General features: G+C 67.9%; 18 protein-coding genes and 1 pseudogene. 9 read left to right on the top strand and 10 right to left on the bottom strand.

Going from position 1 to position 21,619, the window contains the following annotated elements; all coding sequences use genetic code 11:
* Together dnaN and dnaA are read right to left on the bottom strand one after the other, a co-directional pair.
* Window positions 1-1,170 carry a DNA polymerase III subunit beta gene (gene dnaN, locus nbrcactino_RS01190; protein ID WP_161925706.1) on the bottom strand — a complete coding sequence of 390 codons (1,170 nt, stop codon included), beginning with the start codon at window positions 1,168-1,170 and terminating at the stop codon, window positions 1-3.
* Window positions 1,171-1,593: 423 nt separating this feature from the next.
* Complete coding sequence (gene dnaA / locus nbrcactino_RS01185; protein WP_228460605.1) at window positions 1,594-3,054, bottom strand: chromosomal replication initiator protein DnaA; 1,461 nt, start codon at window positions 3,052-3,054, stop codon at window positions 1,594-1,596.
* 359 nt (window positions 3,055-3,413) lie between these two features.
* Between dnaA and rpmH the strand changes: the two genes are divergently transcribed.
* The 9 genes and pseudogenes from rpmH (at window position 3,414) to nbrcactino_RS01140 (ending at window position 9,779) form a co-directional block, all read left to right on the top strand.
* On the top strand, window positions 3,414-3,557 hold the full coding sequence (gene rpmH / locus nbrcactino_RS01180) for a 50S ribosomal protein L34 (protein ID WP_124246127.1): 144 nt from the start codon (window positions 3,414-3,416) through the stop codon (window positions 3,555-3,557).
* A gap of 46 nt (window positions 3,558-3,603) precedes the next feature.
* A complete protein-coding gene (gene rnpA / locus nbrcactino_RS01175; protein ID WP_161925704.1) occupies window positions 3,604-3,966 on the top strand; it encodes a ribonuclease P protein component in 363 nt (120 codons plus the stop codon).
* A pseudogene (gene yidD / locus nbrcactino_RS01170) lies at window positions 3,963-4,169 on the top strand (membrane protein insertion efficiency factor YidD); the annotation flags it as partial. The gene rnpA and the pseudogene yidD, both read left to right, overlap by 4 nt.
* A 38-nt stretch (window positions 4,170-4,207) precedes the next feature.
* On the top strand, window positions 4,208-5,359 hold the full coding sequence (gene yidC, locus nbrcactino_RS01165; RefSeq protein WP_161925702.1) for a membrane protein insertase YidC: 1,152 nt from the start codon (window positions 4,208-4,210) through the stop codon (window positions 5,357-5,359).
* 46 nt (window positions 5,360-5,405) lie between these two features.
* Window positions 5,406-6,059: a Jag family protein gene (locus nbrcactino_RS01160; protein ID WP_161925701.1), complete on the top strand. Its 654-nt coding sequence runs from the start codon at window positions 5,406-5,408 to the stop codon at window positions 6,057-6,059.
* A gap of 94 nt (window positions 6,060-6,153) precedes the next feature.
* The gene (rsmG, locus tag nbrcactino_RS01155) at window positions 6,154-6,912 is read left to right on the top strand and encodes a 16S rRNA (guanine(527)-N(7))-methyltransferase RsmG (protein ID WP_161925700.1); all 759 of its coding nucleotides are present in this window, start codon (window positions 6,154-6,156) and stop codon (window positions 6,910-6,912) included.
* Window positions 6,913-6,987: 75 nt separating this feature from the next.
* The gene (locus tag nbrcactino_RS01150; protein ID WP_161925699.1) at window positions 6,988-7,935 is read left to right on the top strand and encodes a ParA family protein; all 948 of its coding nucleotides are present in this window, start codon (window positions 6,988-6,990) and stop codon (window positions 7,933-7,935) included.
* 12 nt (window positions 7,936-7,947) lie between these two features.
* Window positions 7,948-8,961 carry a ParB/RepB/Spo0J family partition protein gene (locus nbrcactino_RS01145; protein ID WP_161925698.1) on the top strand — a complete coding sequence of 338 codons (1,014 nt, stop codon included), beginning with the start codon at window positions 7,948-7,950 and terminating at the stop codon, window positions 8,959-8,961.
* A 137-nt stretch (window positions 8,962-9,098) separates the two neighbouring features.
* On the top strand, window positions 9,099-9,779 hold the full coding sequence (locus nbrcactino_RS01140) for a hypothetical protein (protein ID WP_161925697.1): 681 nt from the start codon (window positions 9,099-9,101) through the stop codon (window positions 9,777-9,779).
* A gap of 2 nt (window positions 9,780-9,781) precedes the next feature.
* Here the strand turns inward: nbrcactino_RS01140 and nbrcactino_RS01135 are convergent, their stop codons facing one another.
* The 8 genes from nbrcactino_RS01135 to nbrcactino_RS01100 all read right to left on the bottom strand — a co-directional run bounded on the left by nbrcactino_RS01135 (window position 9,782) and on the right by nbrcactino_RS01100 (window position 21,415).
* The gene (locus tag nbrcactino_RS01135) at window positions 9,782-10,960 is read right to left on the bottom strand and encodes an N-acetylmuramoyl-L-alanine amidase (protein ID WP_161925696.1); all 1,179 of its coding nucleotides are present in this window, start codon (window positions 10,958-10,960) and stop codon (window positions 9,782-9,784) included.
* Window positions 10,961-11,142: 182 nt separating this feature from the next.
* Window positions 11,143-11,475, bottom strand: a complete 333-nt coding sequence (gene trxA / locus nbrcactino_RS01130) for a thioredoxin (RefSeq protein ID WP_161925695.1) — start codon at window positions 11,473-11,475, stop codon at window positions 11,143-11,145.
* 61 nt (window positions 11,476-11,536) lie between these two features.
* On the bottom strand, window positions 11,537-12,517 hold the full coding sequence (gene trxB / locus nbrcactino_RS01125; protein ID WP_161925694.1) for a thioredoxin-disulfide reductase: 981 nt from the start codon (window positions 12,515-12,517) through the stop codon (window positions 11,537-11,539).
* 89 nt (window positions 12,518-12,606) lie between these two features.
* A complete protein-coding gene (locus nbrcactino_RS01120) occupies window positions 12,607-13,272 on the bottom strand; it encodes an anti-sigma factor family protein (protein WP_503826576.1) in 666 nt (221 codons plus the stop codon).
* A gap of 187 nt (window positions 13,273-13,459) precedes the next feature.
* Window positions 13,460-14,020, bottom strand: a complete 561-nt coding sequence (gene sigM / locus nbrcactino_RS01115) for an RNA polymerase sigma factor SigM (RefSeq protein WP_161925692.1) — start codon at window positions 14,018-14,020, stop codon at window positions 13,460-13,462.
* Window positions 14,021-14,225: 205 nt separating this feature from the next.
* Window positions 14,226-18,035, bottom strand: a complete 3,810-nt coding sequence (locus tag nbrcactino_RS01110; protein WP_161925691.1) for a murein biosynthesis integral membrane protein MurJ — start codon at window positions 18,033-18,035, stop codon at window positions 14,226-14,228.
* Window positions 18,028-20,559 carry a DUF6049 family protein gene (locus nbrcactino_RS01105; RefSeq protein ID WP_228460603.1) on the bottom strand — a complete coding sequence of 844 codons (2,532 nt, stop codon included), beginning with the start codon at window positions 20,557-20,559 and terminating at the stop codon, window positions 18,028-18,030. The genes nbrcactino_RS01110 and nbrcactino_RS01105 overlap by 8 nt, the downstream gene beginning before the upstream one ends.
* Window positions 20,552-21,415: an NUDIX hydrolase gene (locus nbrcactino_RS01100; RefSeq protein WP_371864448.1), complete on the bottom strand. Its 864-nt coding sequence runs from the start codon at window positions 21,413-21,415 to the stop codon at window positions 20,552-20,554. Before nbrcactino_RS01100 ends, nbrcactino_RS01105 begins: the two co-directional genes overlap by 8 nt.
* Window positions 21,416-21,619: the final 204 nt, after the last annotated feature.

The raw sequence follows: 21,619 nt of genomic DNA, 5'->3' as shown, positions 1-21,619 counted from the left end.
TCAGCCGGGCAGGCGGACCGGCATCAGCAGGTAGCTGAACACCGAATCGGGTGCCAGGAAGGCACCGCTCTCGTCGGCGACCGGCTCCTCCCCCGTCGACGGCCGCAACACGGCCGGCCGGCTAGGGGTGGTGAAACCGAAGTCCACAGTCGGCACGCCGATCGCATTCAACCCGTCCTGGAGGTAACCCGGGTTGAAGGCAATGGTCAGCGGCTCACCGCGGAACTCGACGGGAAGGCTTTCCTCCGCCTTACCCGCTTCATCGCCGCCGGCGGTGAGCAGCACCGATCCTTCGGAGAACTCCATCCGGACCTGGGCACCGCGGTCGGCCACCAGTGCCACACGCTTGATGGCGTCCAGCAGCGGAGCGCTCTCGATCGTCGCGACGGCGGTGTGGCTGGCCGGCAACAACTGGCGGAACTTGGGGAACTCGGCGTCCAGCAATCGGGTGGTTGTCTTCTTGCCCCCGCCGAGAATGCCGAAGATGCCGTCGGCGCCGATGGCCGCACCCGTTCCAAATGCCAGGGTGATCTCGGTTTCGGAGTCGCCACTGGCCGTCTTGGCCGCATCGGCGAGGGTTCTTGCCGGCACCAAGACTGCACCGGAAGCCGACTGGTCCCCGGGCTGCCATTCCAGCTCGCGGACCGCCAGGCGGAACCGGTCGGTCGCGGCGAGGACCACGGTGCGTCCCTCGATCTCGATCCGCACGCCGGTCAACATCGGCAGGGTGTCGTCGCGCCCGGCCGCGACGGCGACCTGGGAAATCGCCTCGGCGAAGATATTCGACGGAATCGTGCCGGTGGTCGGCGGGATCGCCGGCATCTCCGGGTAGTCCTCGACCGGCATCGTCGGCAGCGAGAACTTGGCACTACCGCAGGTGATGGCGACCCGTGCCCCATCGAGCCCGACCTCCACCGGCTTGGCCGGCAGCGCCTTGGTGATGTCGGCCAGCAGTCGCCCCGACACCAGCACCCGGCCCGGCTCAGCGACCTCGGCCGAGATCGCCTCCTCGGCGGAGACTTCGTAGTCGAATCCGGAAACGGTCAGTCCGGGGTCGCCGGCGGTGAGCACGACGCAACCGAGAACGGGCACCGGGGGACGGGCCGGCAGGCTGCGGGCAACCCACGCCACCGACTCCGCGAACTCGTCACGCGAGACACGAAACTTCATGGTGGTCACCTTAAAGCGTCCGAGCCCAACTCGGCGGTCCGGGTCACAAAAGATCCTCGACGACGATGCTGGCGATCGGGAGCTGAGGCCCGGTTGTGCACACGCCGACTATTACAAGAAATCTCTATAGAGAGATAAGTAGTGTTAGTAAGCACGGTGGAAACTGTGGGTAACCCACATCAGTGCAGGTCAGACCCTACGGATTCTTGTTGATTGGTTGTGGGTAAAGCTGCGGGAAGCTTCCGGCGCTGTGGACCGGCACAATGTTGTTCCATCGTTGTCCACGTCCTGTGCACACCAGTCGTGTGGTTTTCCGTAGGTCGTCCACAAACCCCGGACCGGCGTGTCGACCGGTGTGGCGGCATCGGGTGACAGCGGCAGAACCCTCGTCACTTGGTTGAGGGTTGCCGGTGGCAGCCCGGATCACGCCGGATTCGGCCGACGTTTGATCCGGGTGGTGAGTTCCTGGACGTGGTCGTAGATCTCGCGGCGTTCCTTCATTTGCTCGGTGATCTTCTTCTCCGCGTGCAGCACGGTGGAGTGATCCCGGTTGAAGGTTTCCCCGATCTTGGGAAGTGACAGATCGGTGAGCTCGCGGCAGAGGTACATGGCGATCTGTCGGGGCGTCACGATCTCGGCCTTGCGCGACGGTCCCTTGAGTTGGTCGATGGTGACGCCGAAGTAGTCGGTGATGACCGCCATGATGCGCGGTGCACTCACCTCGAAGGTGCCGCTCTCGGGTAGCAGGTTGCGCAGCACCACTTCGGCCAGCGATCGGTTGAGCTCGGCATTGGTCAACGACGCGAAGGCGGTGACGCGGATGAGTGCACCCTCCAACTCGCGGATGTTGCGCTCGATGTGCGACGCGATGAGCACCAGGACGTCGTCGGGCACGTCGATCTTGTCCATCTGCGCCTTCTTGCGAAGGATCGCGACGCGGGTCTCGAGGTCGGGCGGCTGGACGTCGGTGATCAGTCCGCCTTCGAACCGGGTGCGCAACCGGTCCTCGAGGGTGGCGAGCTGATGCGGCGGCCGGTCCGACGAGATGATGATCTGCTTGTCGGCATTGTGCAGCGTGTTGAACGTGTGGAAGAACTCTTCCTGGGTTCCTTCGCGTCCCATCAAGAACTGGATGTCGTCAACGAGGAGGATGTCGACCTCATCGCGGTACCGCCGCTGGAACTGGACGCGACGGTCGTCGCGCAGCGAGTTGATGAAGTCGTTGGTGAATTCTTCGGTGGAGACGTACTTCACCCGGAGTTGGGGGAACAGCCGAATCGCATAGTGGCCGGCGGCATGCAGGAGGTGGGTCTTGCCGAGACCGGACTCCCCCCAGATGAAGAGCGGGTTGTAGGCGCGGGCGGGGGCTTCGGCGACGGCCACCGCGGAGGCGTGGGCGAACCGGTTGGAAGCACCGATGACGAAGGTGTCGAACGTGTAGCGGGGGTGGAGGTTTCCCGCGGAGTTGACCGGTTGTGACTCGGCGCCGGGACTGAAGGTATCGGACCAGTCGGTGTTGTCGTCGCGGCCGCCGAAGTGGCGCCGACGCGACTTCCAATCGTCGTCGGCGAGCGCGGATTCCTGCGCCGGGTCATCGGCCGGGGCGTCATCGCCGGCCGGTGCTTCGGTGTCTGCTTCCACCGCCAGCGGTTGGATTCGCACGCCGAGGTCGATGGATTCGCCGAGCTGCCGGGACAGTGCCGTGCAGATGACGTCGCGCAAGTCGCGCTCGATGTGTTCTTGGACGACGCGGTTGGGAACGGACAGGAGGGCGAACCCCTCGGCGAACGTCAGCGGCTGGACGAGCGAAAGCCATGCCTTCTGCTGCCGGGTCAGGGGCGGGTTGACGCGAGTGTCGTCGTTCAGTTCGTCGATCACGGTCATCCACACGTCTGGAAAAGACTCGCTCGGCATGGTGGTAGCGCCCCCTTCCTGGACGGTTGCCGGAATTTCAAGCATGCCACGGGGGTCTCCGGAGGTCCAAGTTTTCCACACAGTTATTCACAAGTGTGTACAAAAGCAAGCGCCTTGTCCGGGTTCTCGCCTGCTCAGCGGTTTGATTGTGGTGTACCGGGTCCAGTACCCTCGACAGGTCATGTCCGTCGTGCGGACTTTCGGTCTGGCCGCCGGTTGGGACACCAATCTGTGACCCTGCCATCCGAGATGCCTCGGCACCGTGCGACGACAACCGAGACTTGTTTACCGTCCGCGTGAGTGGACACCAACTTGAAGGAGTCAATCCGATGGCCAAGGGAAAGCGGACGTTCCAGCCGAACAACCGTCGTCGTGCTCGCAAGCACGGCTTCCGCCTGCGTATGCGGACCCGTGCCGGGCGCGCGATCATCAGCGGTCGTCGCACCAAGGGCCGCGCAAAGCTGAGCGCCTGAGTTCTGTTCGATCACGCATCGCCGCTGAGGCGGTGCCGGTTCGACGATGAACTCCGCGCACCGGATCCATCGGGGATCCGACTTCAAGCGCACTCTTTCACAGGGGATGCGCATCCGTACCCCTGACCTCGATGTCCATCGGCTCGAGGTGGTGCCGGCCTGGCCGCACCGTTCCCGGAGCGATCTCGCGCTGTCTGGTGGCCCCCGCCTGGGAATGATCGTCAGCAAGAAGGTCGGCAACTCAGTCGTGCGCCACCGGGTGGCGCGTCGAATCCGGGCCGCCTTTCGCGACACCGTGTTGCCCCAGTGCGATAGCGAGACGTACCTCGTGGTGCGAGCACGCCCGTCGGCGGCGAACCGCACCTCGGTGGAACTGGCCGAGCAGTTGAGCCGGGCGGTCCGGCGATGAGTCGAGTTCTGATCGCGATGATCCGCTTCTATCAGGTGTGGATCTCGCCGACTCGGCTGCCGACCTGCCGCTTCGAACCAACCTGCAGTGCCTACGCGGTTGAGGCACTGACGGAACACGGATTCCTCTACGGCACCTGGCTGTCGGTGGTTCGACTGGCCAAGTGCGGTCCGTGGCACAAACCCGGATATGACCCCGTTCCGGCTCATCGGAACCATCGCAGTAAGGGACTGGAAACAACGTGCTGAACATCATCTATTACCCGGTGTCCGGGATCATGTGGGTCTGGCACTGGCTCTTCGACCACATCACCCCCGATACCCCGAACGGCAACGGTATTGCGTGGGCCCTGTCGGTGGTCTTCCTGGTGTTCACCCTGCGCGCCATCCTGTACAAGCCCTTCGTCAAGCAGATCCAGACGACGAAGAAGATGCAAGAGATCCAGCCGCAGATGCAGGCCATCCGCAAGAAGTACGGCAAGGATCAGGTCAAGATGGCCGAGGAGATGCAGAAGCTGCAGCGCGAGCACGGCTTCAACCCGCTCCTCGGCTGCCTGCCGATGTTCATGCAGATCCCGGTCTTCATCGGTCTCTTCCATGTGTTGCGCTCCTTCAACCGCACCGGCGGTCAGATGGGGATGCGCATGGAGACCATGAGCGTGGAAGAGAACCTGAAGCACGGGAACTACTTCTTCAGTCCTGCCGACGTCGCCAACTTCCTCGAGGCCCGGATCTTCGGGGTGCCGCTCGGCTCGTTCGTCACGATGAAGCAGGACAGCGACCAGTGGAATGCGTTCCTGACGCATGGTGCCCCGCAGTTCACCCGCATCGGCATCGTCGCCGTCGTCGTACCGATCATGATCGTCGCCTCGCTCATGACCTACCTGAACGCCCGCGCCTCGGTGAAGCGCCAGCCTGCGGCAGCGCTGGAGAGTCAGCAGACGCGGATCATGAACATGCTGTCGCAGTACGTGTTCCCGCTCGGCATCCTGGTGTCCGGTCCGTTCTTCCCCGTCGCGATCCTGCTCTACTGGGTCAGCAACAACATCTGGACCTACGGTCAGCAGCACCTGGTCTTCGGCCGCATCGAGCGCGAGGAAGAAGAAGCGCGCCAGGCAAAGCTGGAGAAGAACAAAGCCAACGCACCCAAGCCGGGAGCCCGCCCAGACCGGACCAAGCGCGACGACGATGCTGTTCCACTCAAGGATGAAATCGAGTCCCCTTCGGAGGCGGAGACCGCCGAGAGTGAGGCGTCGTCGACGACGGGGACCAAGACGACGAACAAGTCGGGCAGCCAGAACAGCCAGAAGCAGCCCAAGCAGGCTGCGGCGAAGGGGAAGGCCGCCGGCTCGAAGAAGAACCGTCAAGCGGCCAGAAAGAAGAAGGGCCGCTGAGCCCCTCCCCCACATTCGTTTCGCATTGAGATAGAGGAGACCCCCAATGACTGCTGATGCGCAGATTCCAGAAGAAGCCGTCACCGAGGACCAGGCAGCGGTTGACGAGGCAGGTGCCACAGAGGCAGTGGCTGCCGACGAGACCGAGGCTCGCGATGGCGAGACCGCTGAGGCCCCCGCCCCCGCCTCGAGTGGCGCCGACTCGCCTGCCGCCGACGAGGAGGAGCTCGACGACGAAGACCGGTTGGTCGAGGAAGGTGAGATCGCCGGCGACTACCTCGAGCAGCTCCTCGACCTTCTCGACTTCGACGGTGACATCGATCTGGATGTCGACGGCGACCGCGCGATCGTGAGTATCGATGGTGGCAAGGATTTGGCCAAGCTGGTCGGCCGTCGCGGAGAGGTGCTCGATGCTCTGCAAGAGCTCACCCGCCTGGCGGTGCAGCAGGCCACCGGTGATCGCAGCCGCCTGATGCTCGACATCGCCCGGTGGCGCGCGGATCGCCGGGAGCGACTCGCCGGCTTGGGCACCGAGGTCGCGCAGCGCGTGTTGGCCAGCGGTGAGCGGGAGGCGCTCGACCCGATGACGCCTTTCGAGCGCAAGATCGTCCACGATGCCGTCGCCGTTGTCGACGGGGTCGTCAGCGAGAGCGAAGGGGCGGAGCCCAAGCGACGCGTCGTCGTTATCAAGGTGTCGTAAGCTAGAACCACACAAGCGATCTACGGAAAGGTCCCGGCGTTTGCCGGGGCCTTTCTCGGTTCGATGGCCGTGAATGACAACCATGTGATTCTCGATGTTTCACGTGAAACATCGGGGCGCGGTGAGCCGAAATGTTTCACGTGAAACGGTGAGCGAAGGGGAGAGAGTGCCGATACCGGAGACGGCCGAATCTGTGTTTGGCGAACGGATCGACACCGCCATCGGGTATCACGGATGGCTCGCGGAGGCTGCGGTGACCCGGGGACTGATCGGGCCCCGCGAGACTCCCCGACTCTGGGACCGGCACATCCTCAATTGCGCCGTCGTCGGGGAACTCTTCGACGAGGGCGAGCGAGTCGTCGACATCGGCAGTGGCGCCGGACTGCCCGGGATACCCGTGGCCATCGCCCGACCCGATCTGACGATCGTCCTCGTTGAGCCACTCCTCCGGCGCACGACCTTTCTGGACGAGGTCGTCGAGGCGCTGGGACTGGACAACGTGACCGTCGTCCGGGGCCGGGCTGAGGAGCCGACCGTGGTTGCCAATCACGGTGATGCCGACGCCGTGACGTCTCGCGCTGTCGCTCCCCTCGATCGGCTGGTCGGCTGGTCGGCTCCGTTGATCCGGGCCGGCGGGCGACTGGTGGCGATGAAGGGCGCCAGTGCACAGCAGGAGATCGATCAGCACCGGCAGTCGTGTGAGGCGGCCGGAATCACGGACTTGAGGGTCGCCACGGCCGGCGAGAAGGTCCTGGCCGATCCGACGACGCTGGTCGTCGGGACCCGGACCGCACAGCAGTCCAAGAGGCCCGCGAGCGGGCGTCGTCGGCGAGATCCACAACGCGGACGATAGCGATGCCCGCCGTTGTCCGTGTCGGACGGCAGGCGCAGAATAGAACAATCATGAACGACCAAAGGATGGACGAGCGTGCCGAGTAACCAACCGAATGTTTCACGTGAAACGTCGGCCAACGGGGGGACGGACGGCTTCGCCGACACCCCGATCGCGGCCGCTGCGGCGCGGGCCAGCGAGATCCTCACCCCGGGTGGCACCCCGCCACTCCCCCGCCCTGCGTCCACCCGGATCATCACGGTGGCCAACCAGAAGGGCGGCGTGGGCAAGACGACCACGGCGGTGAACCTGGCGGCCGCCCTGGCGATCCACGGACTCCGCGTCCTCGTCGTCGACCTCGACCCACAGGGCAACGCCAGCACGGCGCTGGGGATTGACCACCGTCGACCCGACATCTCGTCGGTGTACGAACTGCTGCTGGGCGAGGCGACCCTGGATGGGGCGGCACAGCAGAGTCCGGCACACGAGAGCCTGTGGTGCGTGCCCGCGACCCTGGACCTGGCCGGTGCCGAGATCGAGTTGGTCTCCCTCGTCGCTCGCGAGAACCGGTTGAAGAATGCGCTCAACGCCGAGGCGCTCGCCCGTCACGGGTTCGACTACGTGTTCATCGACTGCCCCCCGTCGCTGGGTCTGCTGACCGTCAACGCGATGGTTGCGGCCAAGGAGGTCCTCATTCCGATCCAGTGCGAGTACTACGCGCTGGAGGGTGTCGGGCAGCTGCTGCGCAACATCGAGTTGGTCCAGGCACACCTGAATCCCGATCTCCACGTCTCGACGGTCTTACTCACCATGTACGACGGCCGGACGAAGCTCGCCGATCAGGTGGCCGAGGAGGTTCGCCGCCACTTCGGCGAGAAGGTGCTCAAGACGATCGTGCCGCGCAGTGTGAAGGTCTCCGAGGCTCCTGGCTTCGGGATGACCATCATCGACTACGACCCCGGTTCGCGTGGCGCGATGAGCTACGTGGACGCTGCCCGAGAATTCGCGATCGCCGGTGCGGCCACCGACGGCGCCGCCCGCTAGGAGGAGATCCTGATGAGTCGAGACAATCAGCGCAAGGGCGGTCTGGGTCGCGGTCTGGCCGCACTCATCCCCACCGGTCCGGAGGAGCCCACGACGATGGGCACCCAGCGGATGGGCGCAGCGGCGGCCGACGTCGTGATCGGTACCGGACCGACTCCCCCGGCGACCGAGGCGACGGCCACTGCGTCGGATGCCCCGATCGGCGACGAGGTCGGTGCGGTCTACCGGGAGCTGCGGCCGACCCAGATCCAGCCGAACCCCCAACAGCCCCGGACGGTCTTCGATGAAGAGGCGCTCAACGAGCTCGTCTTCTCGATCCGGGAGTTCGGCCTCATGCAGCCGATCGTGGTCCGACGGCTCCCGGTCGCGCAGGGCGAGGTCGAGTATCAACTCGTCATGGGCGAGCGGCGCTGGCGGGCCTCGCAGGAGGCCGGCCTCGAGACGATTCCGGCCATCGTGCGCGAGACCGCCGACGGTGACATGCTGCGCGATGCGCTGTTGGAGAACATCCATCGGGCACAGCTCAACCCGCTGGAAGAGGCGGCCGCCTACCAACAACTCCTCGAAGAATTCGATGTCACGCAGGAGGAGTTGGCGAGCCGGATCGGACGCTCGCGGCCGGTCATCACCAACATGATCCGGCTTCTCAAGCTTCCGGTGGCGGTCCAGCGCCGGGTGGCGGCCGGTGTGCTGTCCGCCGGGCATGCCCGCGCGCTGCTTTCACTCGACGCGGGCACGGAGGCGCAGGAGGCCCTCGCCGCACGGATCGTGGCTGAAGGTCTGTCGGTGCGCGCCACCGAGGAGGCGGTCACGCTGGCGAACCGAGGCGACGGTCCGGAGGCTCCGGTGCCGTCGGCGAAGCGCAAGCAGATGGTCATGCCGGGTCTCCAGGACGTGGCCGAGCGGCTGTCGGATCGCTTGGACACCCGGGTGACGGTCAGCCTCGGCAAGCGCAAGGGCAAGATCGTGGTCGAGTTCGGGTCGGTCGAGGATCTCGAGCGGATCGTCGCCGAATTGGCAAAATAGCGGCGAGTTTTCCCGATACTGCGACACCACCTCGTAACGTCACTGTGACGACAACTGAGAAAGAAGCGAAGCGTGAAGCGAAACCTCTTGTGGGACAATAGCTTTCGCGTTTCGCAGTCGGGGATGGGGTAGTTCCGATGGGAATCCGGCTCCTCCCCCTCGACATCGGTGGTTTTGAGCGGTTACCGCGCCACGTCCGCGAGTGCGTCTTCTGGGAAGTCGACCCGAGCGCCGGTGTTCGGATCAGCGAGTTCGACAAGGAGGCCTGGACCTCAGGACTCCTCCTGGAATGGGGTACGTGTGCCCAGCTCGCGGAGAACGGGCCGAATGTGATCCGTCGCGGTGAGGCTGCGTCACCCGGTGGTCGGCGCGTCGTCGGCACGGCGTTCTACGCTCCACCGCTGCGGGTCCCGCGGGCGGCCCACTTCCCCACCTCGCCCGTCAGCGCCGACGCGGTTCTGCTCACCTCGCTGCGGGTCGACGCCGGCTTCGACGAGGCGAAGGCGATACTGCTCGACTCCGTCGTCGCCGATCTCGTTCAGCGTGGCGTCCGCGCGGTGGAGGCCTTCGGACTGACCGGGTCGGCCGGCGTCGACGAGGACATCTGCCCCGACTGCCTGATCGACGCGCAGTTCCTCGCCGACTCGGGTTTTGAGTTGGTCGCGCCGCACCATCGGTTTCCGCGCTATCGACTCGCCCTCGACGAAGGGCTGGGTTGGAAGTCGGCCGTCGAAGGCGCGCTGGAGAAGCTGGTCGTCGAGGCGGCGATGCGCATCACGATCGATACCGGTCTGACGCTGGAACCGGCACCCGGCTAGCGTCAGGAGATGGCGCGCTCGGCGGCCAACAGATCGGCGAAGGTGTACGTCCCGGTGGGCCGGTCGTTCTCCCCCAGGAGGTAGACCCGCTTGACTGCGATGAGGATGGCCTCGGCGACGGTGTCGCGGTGGGCCGGGTCGTCGAGCCACGCGGCATCGGTCGGATTGGTGACGTAGCCGATGTCGATGAGTGCCGTCGGCATCCGCGTCTCGCGCAGGATCGACCAGGTGCGCGGGTGGGTGCGGCAGTCGTAAAGCCCTGTGCGAGCGACGATTTCGCGCTGGATGTAGCTGGCGAGATTCCGGCCGATGGTCGAGTAGGACCCGTGGTTGTTCCCGAAGTAGAAGCTGGCGACGCCGCTTGCGGCCGCGGTCGGGTGATGGGCGCAGCGCAGCGCGATGACGAGGTCGGCGTCAACGGCGTTGGCCGTTTGTGCCCGCTCGGAATCGTCGGGCACCGACCCGACACCGTGGGACAGGAAGGTCTCCATCCCCGCGGCCCCCATGCGCCCTTCCAAGCGGTGGGCGACGTCGTTGAGGATCCGTTCTTCGAGCTCGGCGACCGACCCGACGGAGAGCGGGTGGGTGCCGCCGTGGCCGGCATCGATCAAGACGCGCTTGCCGGAGAGCAACGGGCCGGACCGGCGCACGCGCTCCTCCTCGCGGATGGCGTGCGGCGACCCACCGGTAATGCGGTTGCCCAGGCGTTCCAGGGAGCGCAGGGTCGCCGGGCCACAGATGCCGTCCGAGGAGAGGCCGTACTCCTCCTGGTAGCGGCACAGGGCCCGATGGGTGCTGTCGCCGAAGATCCCGTCGACCAGACTCGGGTAGTAGCCGAGGTTTTGCAGCCGCGCTTGGAGTGCGGCCACGTCGTCACCGGTCATCGGGGAGGACAGGCGGTAGAGCAGGACGCGTGAGCCCAGATGGTAGGAGGATTCGAGGAGCGCGCGGTAGGTGGCCGGCCCGACGACGCCATCGACGATCAGGCCGCGCTGCTGCTGGAAGGCGCGGACCGCGTGGTCGAGGGCGGTATCGAAGACGGCTTCCGGCGAGGCCCAGCCGTCGGCGGCGGTGGTGAGGTCGCCGGGGCCGGAGGTATCGGGGAGCAACTGGTGCCCGACCAGGATGGCTCGAATCTCGGCAACGGCCGAATCCTGATCACCAAGCCTGAAGTTCGGCATTCGTGCGCTCCTCACCTCGGCCGCTCATCGGCCATGATCCCCGGGTCCAAGTGTGGCCCTGCCTGGGCATCACGACGCCGGTGTCGACGACCAATTCTGTCAGCCGACCCTGAACAGCACAACTTGATCGCCGGTGGCGAAACAACGGTGCAGGTCACGGCCGAGCTACGTCGGTCGATCGGTTAACCGTTGATCACCGAGTCCAGTTCCCGCAGCAAGGCGGCCTTCCCCTTCGCACCGACAATGGTCTTGACGACCTCGCCGCCGGAGAAGAGCTTCATCGTCGGGATCGACATGATCGAGTAGTCCCGCGCGACGCCCGGATTGGCGTCGACATCGACCTTGGCGACGGTGAGTTTGTCGCCGTGGTCGCGGGCGATCTCCTCCAGCACCGGCGCGACCATTTTGCACGGACCGCACCAGGTCGCCCAGAAGTCGACGAGCACGGGCTTGTCGGAGGCGAGCACGTCGTCGGCAAACGAGGTGTCGGTGACATCGGTGGTGTGGGCGCCCATTGCGGTTCCTTTGTCTCGGGTTGTCAGTGGTGTCGGGGTTCTCGGGGTGTCGTGGAAGGACTCAGACCGCGGCGGCGCGGTCTGAGGTGTGTTGGTCGGCCCGCTCGGCCAACCAGCGCTCGGCGTCGATGGCGGCCGCACACCCGCTGCCCGCGGCGGTGATGGCCTGACGGTAGGTGTGGTCGACGAGGTCGCCGGCCGCGAAGACGCCGGGAATGGAGGTGTAGCTCGAGCGGCCCTGCGTCAACACGTAGCCCTCGGCGTCGAGGTCGACCTGGCCGGCGACCAGGTTGCTGCGCGGGTCATGACCGATGGCGACGAACATTCCGGTCACGTCCAGATCGCGCTCCTCCCCGGTCCGTGTGTCGGAGAGAACCAGGCCGGTCAGCGAATCATCGCCGACGAGGCGCTCGACCGCGGCGTTGGTGACGAACTCGATCTTCGGGTTGTTCTTGGCGCGGTCCAGCATGATCTTCGACGCGCGGAACTCCTCGCGGCGGTGCACCAGGTAGACCTTGCTGGCGAACTTGGTCAGGAAGGTGGCTTCCTCCATCGCCGAGTCGCCGCCGCCGATGACGGCGATCGCGTTGTCCTTGAAGAAGAAGCCGTCGCAGGTGGCACAGGCCGACACGCCGCGGCCGAGGAGGCGCTGCTCGTCGTCGAGGCCCAGGTAGCGGGCAGCGGCACCCATGGCCAGGATGACGGCCTTGGCGCGGTGGACTTCGCCGCCGACCTCGACCTCTTTGACCTCGCCGTTGAGGCGGATGGCGTCGACATCCTCCATGCGCAGGTCGGCGCCGAATCGCAACGCCTGCTCGCGCATCTCGTCCATCAGCTCGGGGCCCTGGATCCCCTCGCGGAAACCGGGGAAGTTCTCCACCTCGGTGGTGGTCATCAGCGCGCCGCCGAACTGGGTGCCCTCGAAGACCACGGGGGCCAGCTCGGCCCGGGCGGCGTAGATGGCTGCGGTGTAGCCGGCGGGGCCGGAACCCACGATGATCAGCTCGTGGACGGGGTTCTCGGCTTCAGAACTGGAACTCACAGGGGATCCTCTTCCGGGGTCGGTCGTCGGTGCTCTCAGGCAGTAACACCAGCGTAGGTCCCGATGTTCCCGGTCGGGGGCGCGGGTGGCTACTCGGTGACCACGGCGCGGGCCAGGGTGCCCGGTTTACCGGCATCACAGTCCCTGGTGGTGACCAGGGCGTTGAAGCGGCCCGCCTGACCGGTCGGCGTCAGGATCACCTGGGCGGGGCGGCCCCGGTAGGTGAGATAGCCGGCGCCGACGACGCCGACGTCGCCCAACCGATTGGCGGTCAGGCACCGGGCCAACCGGTTCGCGTCGAGCGCCACCGATTGGGGCGCCCGGACGGCGGCCAACAGGGATGCGGTCTCGGCGGCGGCGACCTCGTCCGCGGAATCGGGCGACGCGGGATTCCCCGGGCTCATCAACGCGGCGACGGCGACCCCGGCGGCCACGACGCACACACCCGCGGCCGCTCCGAGCAGCAGCGCCCCGTGGCGCGGGCGCGGCGCGGCGGGCGCCGAGCGCTGTTGCGCGAGACGGGCGAGCGTGCGTTCCGACGCGGCGCGCACCTCCTCGGGAACGGTGACCGCGGGTGCGGGCAACCCGCCCAGGGCGTCGACCGTCGCGTCGAGTGACTCCAGGAGATCCCTGGCGTCGGGATCGGCGTCCAACCGCGACCGAATATGGGTGGCAAGGTCGTCCTCGAGGGCGCCGGCGTGGAGGTCGGCAATCAACTCGGGTGCGAAAGGCGGCTCCGGAAAGACCCGGGACATTTCGCTCACGTGAGACATCGGTCTGCTTTCGAGGTGGGGACAGTTCGTACTTTACGACGCGCCGCGACGCCGCGTGGTTCCCTTTGCGGCAAGCGATCATCGGCGACCGCCTGGTGACGGCCGGGCGCCGGCGGAAAATGGCGTTCCGGCGTTCGCGGCCGCGCGGATTCGTCGGGGAAAGACGCGCTCAGGCGGGTGCCCGCAATGCCCGCAGGATCACCGAGAGGCGCAGTCGGCCCCGCGCACAGCGGCTCTTCACCGTACCGGTCGGAACGGCGAGAAGCTCGGCGGCTTCGGCGATCGAGTAGCCCTCCACGTCGACGAGCAGGATGGCCCGGCGCTGGTCCTCGGGAAGCAGGCGGAGTGCACCGTTGATCGACAGGGTCAGATCGATGTCGCGGGCCTGCTCGGCCTCGTCGGGCAGTTGGGTGTCGATCTCGGCGACGAGTTTGGCCGCCCGGACGCGCGACCGCCGCATCCGGTCGAGGCAGGCGTTCACCACGATCCGGTGCAGCCAACTCGACACCTGGGAATCGGCGCGGAACTGGGCCGCCATCTCGTGGGCCTTGGTCCACGCCTCCTGGAGCGCGTCGGGGACTTCTTGCGGGTCGTTCATGGTGCGGTAGGCCACCGCCGCCATCCGGTCATGATGGCGGCGGACCAGCAGGGTGAAGGCGAAGTCGTCGCCGTCGATGTGTGCTTGCAGCAGGTCAGCATCGCTGAACTGCTCCGGATCCCCCCAGTTCATAGGCACGACAATAGGCAGTGCCCGCCTTGTCGGGATCGATTCGGCGGCGTTTGCGCAATCCTGCGGATAACTCGAACAACGGGTTAATACTGCTAAAGCCCAACGAAATGTGAGTCAACCCGATCTGACCGGGAATTCCGTTGTGCCACAACGAATCTCACATACCACCGACCGACAAAGCGCTGTGCACAGGCGCTGATTGCGGTCAGCTCTTCATCGTGACCTTCTGCACGGTGGCCTCGTACTGGCCCGAGTTCTGGGTCGACGGTGCCAGCTCGGTGATCCAGATCAACAGAAACGGCGACGGCTGCGGCGCATCGATGGTCAAGGTGGTCTGCGGCGAGTCGACAGTCCCCCCGCCCACCTTCTTCGTGGCCGACAGGTCGGTCACGGTGGCCCCCGCGGTGCGCAATTCGACGGTGAACCCGGGGTTGGGGGTCGCGATGATGACGGTGCGGACGGACCGGCTCCCACCGAGGTTGAACAGCAGGCCGATACCGGGCTTGAGGCCACCAAAATCAGCGGAGAAGCGATAGCTGTCGGTGTGCCAGGAGGGCGACGCGCCACTGATGATGTTCGCGATATTCGTCGACGGGTCGGCCGGTTGGTCGGAGAAGTCCACGACCGACACATTCTGCAGGGGGATCACCGCGCCCGGGGCCTGCGCCTGTTCGCTCGTGCCGGTGGTAAGGATCGCGTCGATGTTGGACAACGAGTCGTTGCCGCCGCCGAACACCTTGGCCAGTGCGATGACCAAGGCGATCACCAAGAGCAGCGCGGCAATGCCGAGGCCGATCCACAGCGGCTTGTTACGGCCGGCGGCCGGCTGGGCCGCGGGTATCGCCACCGGGGTCGACCGGATGCCCGGCGCTCCGGCAGCGGCGGTACCCGAAGCATCGTCGGGGGGAGCGATCGGCTTTCCGTCGCTGTCGACCGGCGCCATCATGTCGGTGGGCAGGTCCACCACGGTGGCCTGGTCGAGGACGTGCTGGACGGTGGCGGCGGTGCGGATCCCCTGGTTGCCGGCGAGCGCGCGGGCTGCCACAGCGGAGATCTCGAAGGGGATCGTCGACCGGACGCGGCGCGGTTCGATCGGGGTGTCGCCGTCGTCGTCGGCGAGCGCCGGATGCATCCCGTCGATCCGGTCGGTGGACTGCTTGACCGTCGTCGTCGTCGATCCGTCGGCGGTGAGTGGCCAGCGGTCGAGGAGCAGCGCGTAGAGGACCGCGCCGAGTCCGCGGACGTCGGAGGTCTTGTCGTCGCCCAGGTGCGTGCCGGGGAAGGCCAGTACGGCATCCCCGTCGGTGGAGATCCGGATGCGCGACGGGCTGTCGATGGACAGGGCGCCGCCGGCCCGGTGTGCCGCCTCGGCGGCGGCGGCCAACGCCCGTACCGCGCGCGCAGCGCCGATCGGGGAGGGATTGGTCCCGGCGACCTCGGCGAGGGACGAACCGGGCACCCACTCGGACACGACGATCCCGCCCGACGACCCGCGGATCACATCGAGAACCCGGGCCGCGCCGGCGGAGTTCAAATTGCCGATGCGCAGCGTCCGGGACAGCACGGCCTGCGGGCCCTCCCCCTGGGCGCTCGGCGTCTCCCCGGCCTTCGGCGGTTCGGCGAGTTGCTCGGCGTCGACAAAGGTCAAGGCCACGTCACGGTCGAGGTTGATGTCTCGCGCGTGCCAGAACTGCAGCCCCCGGGCACCGCCGCAGTGCGCGATCAACCGGTACCGGCCACCGGCGACGGCCGCTCCCGGCACCAGCCGTGGTCCGCGCAACCGGGGCGGCGGGCCCGGAGTGGCGACGGCGGTACCCTCGCTGCCGTCGGTCTGGCTGGTGTCGGTCGGATTGTCGTCGGTCGGGGCCGAGGGGGCCTCTGGCAGGGCGCTGTCGGCGTCGCCGTCGCTCATGAGCGGCATTCCTCTCCTGCGGTAGCGCATGTCAGGGCGGACGATTCCATCGGCGCCGCGCGGCTGATACGGAAGGCTACCGGCTCCGGCGGCCCCACCACTGTGAACGGTGTAGGACTGCCAGGTCGCGGTTCCCCGGTCAAACCGTCGCACGACCTCGACTTGACCAGAGTAGGGTAGCGATTCCTCCGAGCCAATTCGCGGGAACTGCACCGTGAGAGCGGTTTCATCCTCGTTGGGCGTAGCGGCCGGCGGCGCCAGCGCGGGGATGAATCGGCCGAGGGCGCGGCGGACCATCGCGGTGATGGCGACGACGTCGGGGACCCGCGCCGCGGCCATGATCGCGTAGGCCAGACCGAGCCCGGCCACCGCGGTGATCGCCAGGTACACCAGCCACCCGGCGGCACCGAACTTCTCCCCCAGCACGTCGGCTCCCGTCAGGCGGGCCACACCCCAGACGGTCGCGATGGCGCCCAGCGATGCGGCAATGGTGATCATCGTGGTCCGGGCGACCGCCGGCATCCGCTCGCCACCCAGCTGGGAGCGGAGCAGGAAATGTCCGACGACGGCGCCGACGAGGTAGCCCAATCCGTTCGACAGGGCCAGCCACCGGATGATCATGTCCGGGTCGTCGAACAACACCGGCCCCAGGTAGGAGGAGGCGACCTTGACGCCGGTGATTCCGACGACCATGGCCGTCGGGGTCCAGGCGTCCTGGCGCGCATAGAACACCCGCAGCTGGACCAGGGTCATCGCGTACGGGATGAGGGTGAACGCACCCCACGCCAGCACCGATCCGAGTTGGCTGGCCTGACTGGCGTCGAACCGCCCGAAGTCGAACAGGGTCAGACCGATCTGCGGACCGAAGAAACTCATGTAGACGACGACCGGCACGAGGGCCACCATCGTCAGCCGCGTGGCCAGGGACAGGTCGGCGACGACGGCGCGGTTGTCGTTGGCCGCGGCGTTGCGCGACAGCCGCGGCATCAACGCGGTGAGGATGGTGACGCCCAGGACCCCGTAGGGCAGCTGGAGCAATTGCCAATGTGTGGCGTAGGCGATGATCCCGGATTCGGCGTGGGCCGCAGCGATCCGGTTGGTGACGATGAGGCCGATCTGCAGGACCAAGACGTAGAGGACGATGGCCGCGGCCATGTTCCCGAACCGGCGCAGCCGGGCGTCGAGGCCCCACTGGATTCGCAGCTGGACCCCGGCCCGCTTGAGGAACGGGACCAGGATGGCGGCCTGCACCACGACGCCCAGCGTCGTGCCGATGCCCAGGACCAGCAGCTGCGGGTTGGTCATCCGCACCGGGTTGAGGGTCAACTCACCGGGCATCACGGAGTACAGCACCAGCGTGGCGATCTGCACGACGTTGTTCAGCACCGGTGCCCAGGCGCCGGGCTTGAACACGTTCTTCACGTTGAGAATCGCCATGAACAGCGCGGACACACCGTAGAAGAGGATCTCCGGCAGCAGCAGATAGGCGAATGCGGTGGTCAGCGGGCGGCTGACCTGGCTGTCGGAGCCGACGTTCAACCAGGTCAACACCGGTGCCGCGATCAGCGCCAGCAGGGTCGCGGTGCCGAGCACGGTGAGAGTCAGGGTGTAGATGCGGTTGATGAACCCGACGCCGCCGTCGTCGTCCTCGGCCTCGGCGCGCACCAGGACGGGAATCACGATGGCGGTGAGGACGGCGCCGAGGACGACCTCGGCGATCATGTTCGGCAGCACGTAGGCGACCTGGAAGGCCGAGGAGAACGCGGCGCCGAGGATGCCGACGAGCATCACCGTGCGGACGAAACCGGTGATGCGGCTGATCAGCGTCGCCAGCGCGATGGATCCGCCGGTGCGGACCACCGAGGCGTCGGAGGTCTCACCCGACTTGTCGGGGGGAGCCTGCTCCGGCGGCCGGCGGGGAGCCGGGCGACGCGGCGGGATGGGGTGGGGTTGGGCCCGGGGGGTTGGGCCCGGGGATTGGCGCGGGGGCGGGACCGGGGACTGGCCCGGTTCCGCCAGCGGGCCCGACAGCGGACGGAACCCGCCGGGCGGCGGGGTCGACTCGACCTCGCCGTCGGCGCTTGCGTCGCGGCGATCAGTCATCGGGCGCCCCGGGCGGGTGCTGGGCCGATTCGACCTGACGCCAGGAATAGTCGCGCCCGGCGAGGAAGCGGTCCTGGACGCTCACCTCGGGGCGGTCGGCGTCGGCCGGGTCGGGGGTGCCGCGGAACCGCCGCCACAGCCGGCGCGCGACGAGGAGGACCAAGACGGCGGCGGCGATCAGCGTGACGACGAAGAGCGGCTTGCCGTAGGCGTTCGAATTCACCGACAGTTTGATCGGGTCGCCGCCGAGGAGCACCCCGGAGGCGGACACCAGTGTGAAGGTGACCGAGGTGGACTCGGAGTTGGCCGAATTCGCCGGGAACTGCACCTGGCGGGTACCGCGCGCGGGGATCTCGATGACCCCGACGTCGCCGATGGTGAAGTCGAGCGGGGCGGCGGTTTCGATGCGTACCCGGATCGGCAGGGCGAGCTCGTTGCGGGTCACCAGGAGCAGCGGACTGCGCTCGGAGACTTGGGTGTAGCGCCCGCCCGGATCTAGGACCCGCACTGAGTTCTTCATCCGCTCCAGCGTCTCGGACACCGCCGAGACCCGTTGACCGCGTGCCGACCGCAGTTCGGTGCGCGTCGCGGCGGTGCCGTCGGGACCGGGGATGGCGCGCAGCAGGTCGTAGCGCAGCGGAGCCATGTACTGCTGCGGCGTGGTGCCGTGGGATTCGCCCCCCGAACCGCCGGGGCTGCGGACGAGGGCCGCCTGCAGTTGCCAGGTGAGGTTGGCCGAGGCGTCCATCGACGTGGCGGCCTTCTCCGAGGGCAGCCACCAGCCGTCGGTGGCCGGGTCGGCGAGTGCGGCCCGGCGATCAGACTTCGACGTGGCCGTGATCACCGCGGGCAGCGCCGCGGGCTTCGCCGCCCCGGACCGCAGCAGCAGTCCGGCGGTCGTGGCCAGATCGGTGGCGTCTTGCGGGGTGACCGACCAATAGGCGGGCGGGGAGATCACCGAGCTGCGACCGGTCACCGGGAGCGGATCGCCGGGTCGGACGGGGAACCGCGGATCGGGGACGACGATCGAGGGGAAGGCCAGCGCGGCCAGGGCGGCTTGGCGCCGACTCACCGCGGACTCCCCGGACAGGTCGACCCGCTGGTCCGCCGGGGTCGAGGCGGCGGTGTGCGGTTGGGATCCGGCGGCACCGAGTGCGGCAGTGATGGCGCGGTCGAAGGTGGCGACGCGCAACCGGTCGGCGACGTACTGCCCGTCGGCGGCATTCTTGCCCCGGGGGGTGACGGTGGACGAGGCGACCAGCGCGGTCGGGATCTGGGCCTTGGCGAGTTCGGCGGTGCTCGCGGTGTTGATGCGGCCGTTGCCGGGCAGCGCCATCCCGCGCACGGTCTTCACGTCGAGGATCTTGTCGACGAGGTCGGCCGGATCGGCCAGTGCCAGCCGGGTCAGCGCGGTGTTCCCCACCCGGTGCAGCGCGTCGAGATCGGCGCCCGCATACGGCAGTGCGACGGTGCAGCGCCCGGCGGCGAGCTTGGTCAGCTCGGCCAACCAGGCCTTGGCGTCGGCCTGACCCCGGCCGGGCGTCGTCGCGCCGGTCGGGTCGGCCGGGTCGCGCGGGACGGCGTAACCGCGGGTCATCGCGCTGACGGTGACCAACAGATCGGGGTCGATCGCGAGGCAGAGACTGTCGCGCACCGCGACGCGCGGGTCGTCGGCGCCGGCGGTCATCACCGGCCGCAGCCCGACCAGCAGGTTGTGCAGGCGCCCGCCCGGGGCCAGCGAATGGGCCAGGGCTTCGTTGACCAGCACGATGTGGTCGGTGGCGCCGGCGCCGACCCGTCCGGGGACGGTCTGCGCGGGCGCGGCGATCGGCCACAGCATGGTGAACGGGGCCGGCTGCGCGGTGGCGGCGGCGACCGAGCCATCCGGACCCAACCCGGTCTTCGCGGCCGCGGTGGGGTTGGCCCGGTACTCGCGGGCCCGATCCCGGTTGGGCGGGAGGGACAGCACCGGGAGGAGGGTGCGGGAGTCGGCGACCCTGGCCCGATCGCCGTAGTCGGGGGTGGCGTTCAGGTTGACCAGGATCGGGTAGACCCCGGGATCGGAGATCTGCAGCCCGGCTGGTCCGCTCAACGGCATGGTGATCGAGAACCCGGTGGTTTGGCCCGGCCGGAGCTGTTCGGCGATGGTCTGGAATTCGCCGTTGATCTCGAAAGTGGCGACGTCGTCGGCGAGTTCGGTGCGCAGGTGTGCCGCCTGTCGGGCCGGTTGACCGCGTTGGAGTCGCACCGCGAGGGAGTGCAGGACCCGGTCGCCGGTGTTGCGGATGACCCCTTCGACCACCACCGTCGGTCCGGTCGATGTGGTGACCACCGTTGGCCGGACGCCGTTGACGTCGATGGCCGCCAGGCGGGCGGGTTCCGGGGCCGGGGACGGCGCGGGGGTGCGTGGGTCGGCGGCCGAAGCGGCGGTGCACAGGCACGGGACGGCGACCAGGCCCAGGGTGGCCACCAGCGCCGCGAGGCGGCCCAGTGGTCCGGGCCGGTGACGGGATGCGCTAGTCACGGGGCGGCGCCGGCCGACGGCCGCGTCGGCGACGCCTGCGCGCGGACGGCGGCGGAGGCGGCGGGTCCTTGCGGCGCTGGTTGCGTGCGGCTGCGGCTTTCTCATACTCGTTGGGCTCGGTCCGGATGCTGTCGGCTTCGCTTTGCGCGAGGCGGCCCGGATCAGCGGTCAACTCGGCGATGACCCCCTCGGCCATCCGGGCCAATCGTCGCTCGTCAGAGTACGTGAGCCGCTTGGGCAATTCGACCAGCGGCACCCAGGCCACCTCGGCCACCTCGTAGTCGGCGTCGGACAGCTCGCCGCCGGTGCTGCGCAGGAGGTAGTGGTGGACCGTCTTGTGGATGCGGCGGCCCTCGCTGACGAACCAGTAGTCGATCTTGCCCAGCGGAGCGACGACCGACCCGTGGATGCCGGTTTCCTCGGCGACTTCGCGGATCGCGGTCTGCTCGGCGGTCTCCCCGGTTTCGATGTGACCCTTCGGCAGCGACCACATCATCCGGCCCCGGCGGTCGACGCGGCCGATCAGTGCGGCCGACAGCTCGTCGTAGGGGCGGGAGAGGTCACTGACGACGAGACCGCCGGCCGAGGTCTCGCGGACCGTGCGCAGGCGGGGCCCGCGGTTGCGGGCCTTCCCGCGTTCCTTGCGCTGGCCGGCGTCCGGTTGGGCCGTGGCCGACGCGTGGGAGCCGCGGGTGCTGGCGAGATCGGAGGGTTTCGGGGGCTGCGGTTCGCTGGATTCGGGTGCCGAGACGAGGCGCGGTCCGGGCTTGGGTCCGGGTTTCGCCTGGTCAGAACCGGTGCGAGTGCCCGTCGGTTTGTTCGCGGAGGCCGCCGCCGAGGTGGGTTCGGCCCCCATCGAGGGGGTTGTGTCGGTCTCGCCACCGCCGCCTCGGCCGCGTCGTCGGCGGCCCCGTCGGCGACGAGGCCGATGAGGAGACACCCCTCCCCCGGTACCCGCGTCGTCGCGGGGCGTGGGTGAGGGCTGGGCGGAGGACACGCTTCGATGCTAGCCGCCTGTAACCTTAAGTTTCCCGTGGACGCCGGGGATGTGTGAGGCGTG

It is taken from the genome of Gordonia crocea (assembly GCF_009932435.1).
Taxonomy (GTDB): domain Bacteria; phylum Actinomycetota; class Actinomycetes; order Mycobacteriales; family Mycobacteriaceae; genus Gordonia; species Gordonia crocea.
This window is presented reverse-complemented; position numbering and strand designations above follow the sequence as displayed.